A 4,077-nucleotide genomic window follows, 5' to 3' on the forward strand; every position below is an offset into this window, starting at 1 on the left:
GTAGTTGGCTTTGGCTTTCGTATCCATGATCAAATTAGCTGCCCAATGGGGATAAGTAAAATTTACCATTTTTCCCTATTCACGCAACAACGCCACGCACAGGGGTAAAACACAAAAAACCCCGGCGAAACTAACCGAGGCTAAAGAGAGAAGTGAGAATGACAATGAGATACAGCGATACGGCAATGGAAAAATCTTAGCTAACGCTAAAACTAACCAAAACTAAAGTTGTGACAATTAAAGTTGCAAAAAGACCTTGTAAAACGTATTTACGTTGTTCCCAAATTGCTGGGTACTCTGCGTAGTATACCTTGGGTTCAGCTGCGTAGTTATTGATGATGCCGTCTTCATTTACAGTGGTGTACATATTTTTTTCTCTTCTTTTGTTTATTTATGTAACTAAATTTAACAAGTTTGTTACAAAATGTCAATGGGGCTTGACAAAAAAAGTTTGTGAGCTATTAAAAAATTACTTATCAAGGATAGAGAATTTAGGCGAAGCGGTTTTAAGTACTGTCGTTGCATGTCCCCTTCATTTAACTGCTATAAAAAACCCCCAGTAAGTTGGGGGTGTAAATTGCCCTTATGTGGCAAAGTGAAGCAAGATACTTCTTGTTAAGCTTCCTTCAACTTGCTCGGATTCGTCTTGAAGCAACTAGAGTTTTGCTTCTTGATAAGGTCAGAACCTAATTCTTCATCACCGCATCCAAAAGCACATTGGCATCAAAACGGACTACATCAGTGCAAGGTAGCCCGGTTTCTGCTGTTACTTGAGCGATGCTTTCCTCGGCCGCAGATTCATCTAAATGGGCTGTGTTCAGTGCTATACCCACTACAGGAACGCTTGCAAAAGCACCACCGGCACTAGCAACGCTTTCATAAAGCCGAATTACCTCTGGTAAAGGTGGAATTATTACATGGGGATGATTACGAACATGAACTTGTCCCGCCCGATGGGCTAATACCAGTTGCGTTGGTTGCGAACCACGAATTAGGGGTAGGGTTGCCGTTGAACCAGGGTGTAGCAGCGAACCTTGTCCTTCAATGTGCAGGATGTCGTAGTTTTTACCATAGCGCATGATTACCTGTTCTACAGCACCAGCAGCAAAGTCTACCCGCACGGCATCTAAAGCCACGCCATCACCTTCTAACATCACCCCAGTTTGACCTGTGGCAAGAAATTTAGAACGCCAACCCCGCAGTTTTGATGCCCAATGTAACTCTAAGCTAGTTGACATTTTACCGATCGCCATGTCGGTTCCCACCGTCAAAACTCGCCGACAGGGGAGGGTACGTGCCATTCCACTGGCAACACTTATATTAGGCGGCTCTTTGCGGACATCCCAAATTAATTGCCCTGGTTTAACTAATGCATTTAACTCCGGGATGCTTGCCATTGGTGTGTGTAAGCCGTTCACCAACGACATCCCAGCTTCTAGAGCATTTTTGATTTCTAGCCAGTAATCATCGGGGATAGCACCACCACTGGGAGCAATACCTATTACTAAGACTTCTGGCTTGTACTCTAGGGCTGCGGCTACTGATGCCACAATGGGTACATCACGCTTGATACCTGTTAATTCTGTCAGAGATTTGCCAGCACATTCGCGATCGATGACGACTACAATTGGTGCTTCGCTGTAACGTAAAATTGCGAGTCCTGTTTTGCCGTTAGACCCGCTAATTCCCTCGTGAAGTAAGATAGCTACTCGTTGATTAAGTGGTAGACGCACTGTGTTTTACCCCCAAACCTGGTAAATCGTTTAGCAAAACTCTACCTTCTTTTAGCAATGCACCTGTAAAGGGATCGTCGATTAAGTTGAGGTGACTGTCTAAATCTAAATAATCAGCTAGTGGTGCTAGCTGTAATGCTGCTGTATTAGCTAGCGAACTGTCAGAATAGCAACCGAACATCACTTGCAACCGATATGCTCGCGCTGTATGTACCATTCGCATCGCCTCTGTTAGTCCGCCTGATTTCATCAGTTTGATATTAATACCATCTACGTAGTTTGCCAATTCGGGGATATCAGAACTTGTGAAGCAACTCTCATCGACAAAGATAGGTAGGGGAGAGTGTTCTTTGAGTTTAGCTAAACTTTTTTCTTGACCCCGTGGTAATGGCTGTTCTACATACTTTATACCTAGATTACTCAGCCAATTGCACATTGCGATCGCATCTTCTAAACTCCAACCCCCGTTGGCATCAACAAATAATTCTATTTCCGGTGCTTCTTCTCGCACTGCCAATAGCATTTTTTGATCTGCATCTATGCCATCTGGACTACCTAACTTCACCTTAAAAAGGCGGACATCGGTAAATTGTAACCAGTCTCGCGCTCTGGCCCTAGCACCTTCAGGCGAATTGATCCCAATTGTTACTGAGGTTGGTACTATTTGATTGCGATCGAGTCCCCAAATTTGCCACAAAGGTAATTCTACACGCTTACCTAACCAGTCGTGCATTGCCATATCCAAGGCTGCTCTAGCAGCAGAAGGAATCTGGTTTTGGATTAAAACTTGCTCAATTTGCTGTCGCTGCAAAGGGCTAAATGCTTGCAACAGTGGCACAATTTGGTCGAGAGAATCTTTGATTGTATCAGTTGATTGTCGATGATTACCCACACCGAATGGCGATGCTTCTCCCCAGCCTTCGATACCATCATCTGAAATCCTCACCCATACATTCGTTGTCTGTGCCGTTGTCCCTCGACTAATGGTCAACGGAAATCTCTTATTTACTGTAAATAAATTTACATTTATTTGCATATTTATTTCACATAATATTATGTTATTGCAAAAATCAGTGTAAGTTTAAAGTTTAGATTATCAGATGTATCTGTTATACTTTTTTACATTCATTGCTTATTTACTAAAATTCCTAGACATAATTTTATTGGTTACTTAATTTATGAACAACTTAAGAAAATGGAAGACTTTAAAATCAAAAATGGTTTTAGATAATCCCTGGTGTCAAGTAAGGCAAGATGAAATAGAATTGCCTAATGGTAAAATAATAGATGATTATTTTATCAATATTAAACCAGATGTAGCGATGGTTTTACCTATTAATAGTAACAAAGAAATTATTTTTGTCCGGCAATATAGACATGCAATAGGTGAATTTTTCTTAGAACTGCCAGCAGGGAATTTCGATCCGACCAAAGAGAGTGCCGAAGTAGCCGCAATTAGAGAATTCACGGAAGAAACTGGTTATATACCCCAAGAATTTAGAAAAATTGGAACTTTATATGATATGCCAAGTAAAGATACCAATCAAATACATTTATTTTTAGCAGAAAATGTGAGCAAAGTCGGAGAGCAACAACTCGATATTACAGAAGAAATTGAAATTGTATTTATTGCTATAGAATCAGTTTTAGATAAAATTATTCAAGGAGAAATTTCTGTAGCGGGAACTGTAGCGGCTCTTTTCTTAGGTTTAAATCTTCTAACTTTACAACAATCTAACAGTTAATTATTATGTTTATCTTTACAGTAACTGCTGATACTTTCCTTAAAGTTCATCCAAGTGAGTTAGCAGAACTCACTGAAGATGACAAACTTCTCATTCAATTCAAAAGTGTTCTTAAGGTCATTTCTTATACTGAGGAAGGAGAATATTACAGAATTATCTTGCAAGACTCTATGAAGGGTAAAGATATATGGTTTATCCGTAAGAAGTATGTTCAGATATCTGCTTTACGGAGTTTATCTGAATCCCCTCAAAACCCCCCCAATGGAAAAACGAGGGGGATAGCAAAAATGCCAGAATGCTACACTTCCGAGACTTCCGACATTAAAAAATCATTGGAATTAGAAGGAGCACAAGAAATTTCGAATTTATACTTAAAAGAATACTTAAGTGTTCTTTTAAGTAAAGGTAGGGGCAGCATTGAGGTTGAACGAGAAGTTATTAAGCAACTTAAAGCGCAGCTACAAAAAACCCCAACTATTCAAGAACGATCTTCACAACCTGCTGATACAGCACTTCCGGCTATTATGAGGTACAGTAGCAGCAACTAGCAAACCAGTTTCTTAAATGTTGAGGATTTATTAAATCGAGTGCAACTGAGA

The 4,077-nt window shown here is 40.3% G+C and carries 5 protein-coding genes; 2 read left to right on the forward strand and 3 right to left on the reverse strand.

Features of this window, described 5'->3' with window-relative positions; genetic code table 11:
- Window positions 1-196 precede the first annotated feature (196 nt).
- The 3 genes from psb34 to V7K42_RS17380 all read right to left on the reverse strand — a co-directional run bounded on the left by psb34 (window position 197) and on the right by V7K42_RS17380 (window position 2,769).
- Entirely contained in the window at window positions 197-367 is a 171-nt protein-coding gene (gene psb34, locus V7K42_RS17370) for a photosystem II assembly protein Psb34 (protein ID WP_334836107.1), read from the reverse strand.
- Between the two features lie 319 nt (window positions 368-686).
- Window positions 687-1,733, reverse strand: a complete 1,047-nt coding sequence (locus tag V7K42_RS17375; protein ID WP_334918165.1) for a DUF1611 domain-containing protein — start codon at window positions 1,731-1,733, stop codon at window positions 687-689.
- Window positions 1,717-2,769 carry a dipeptide epimerase gene (locus tag V7K42_RS17380; protein WP_334918167.1) on the reverse strand — a complete coding sequence of 351 codons (1,053 nt, stop codon included), beginning with the start codon at window positions 2,767-2,769 and terminating at the stop codon, window positions 1,717-1,719. Before V7K42_RS17380 ends, V7K42_RS17375 begins: the two co-directional genes overlap by 17 nt.
- Window positions 2,770-2,911: 142 nt before the next feature.
- Here V7K42_RS17380 and V7K42_RS17385 point away from each other — a divergent pair, with 142 nt between their 5' ends.
- Window positions 2,912-3,478 carry an NUDIX hydrolase gene (locus tag V7K42_RS17385; RefSeq protein WP_334918169.1) on the forward strand — a complete coding sequence of 189 codons (567 nt, stop codon included), beginning with the start codon at window positions 2,912-2,914 and terminating at the stop codon, window positions 3,476-3,478.
- A 5-nt stretch (window positions 3,479-3,483) separates the two neighbouring features.
- On the forward strand, window positions 3,484-4,026 hold the full coding sequence (locus V7K42_RS17390) for a hypothetical protein (protein WP_334918171.1): 543 nt from the start codon (window positions 3,484-3,486) through the stop codon (window positions 4,024-4,026).
- Window positions 4,027-4,077 lie beyond the last annotated feature (51 nt).

The sequence above is a fragment of the Nostoc sp. genome, from assembly GCF_036917455.1.
Taxonomy (GTDB): domain Bacteria; phylum Cyanobacteriota; class Cyanobacteriia; order Cyanobacteriales; family Nostocaceae; genus Nostoc.

Excerpts from the sequence above, each read along its gene's own strand:
- psb34 (WP_334836107.1), bottom strand. The coding sequence starts at position 367 with ATGTACACCACTGTAAATGAAGACGGCATCATCAATAACTACGCAGCT.
- V7K42_RS17380 (WP_334918167.1), bottom strand. The coding sequence starts at position 2,769 with ATGCAAATAAATGTAAATTTATTTACAGTAAATAAGAGATTTCCGTTG.
- V7K42_RS17385 (WP_334918169.1), top strand. The coding sequence starts at position 2,912 with ATGAACAACTTAAGAAAATGGAAGACTTTAAAATCAAAAATGGTTTTA.
- V7K42_RS17390 (WP_334918171.1), top strand. The coding sequence starts at position 3,484 with ATGTTTATCTTTACAGTAACTGCTGATACTTTCCTTAAAGTTCATCCA.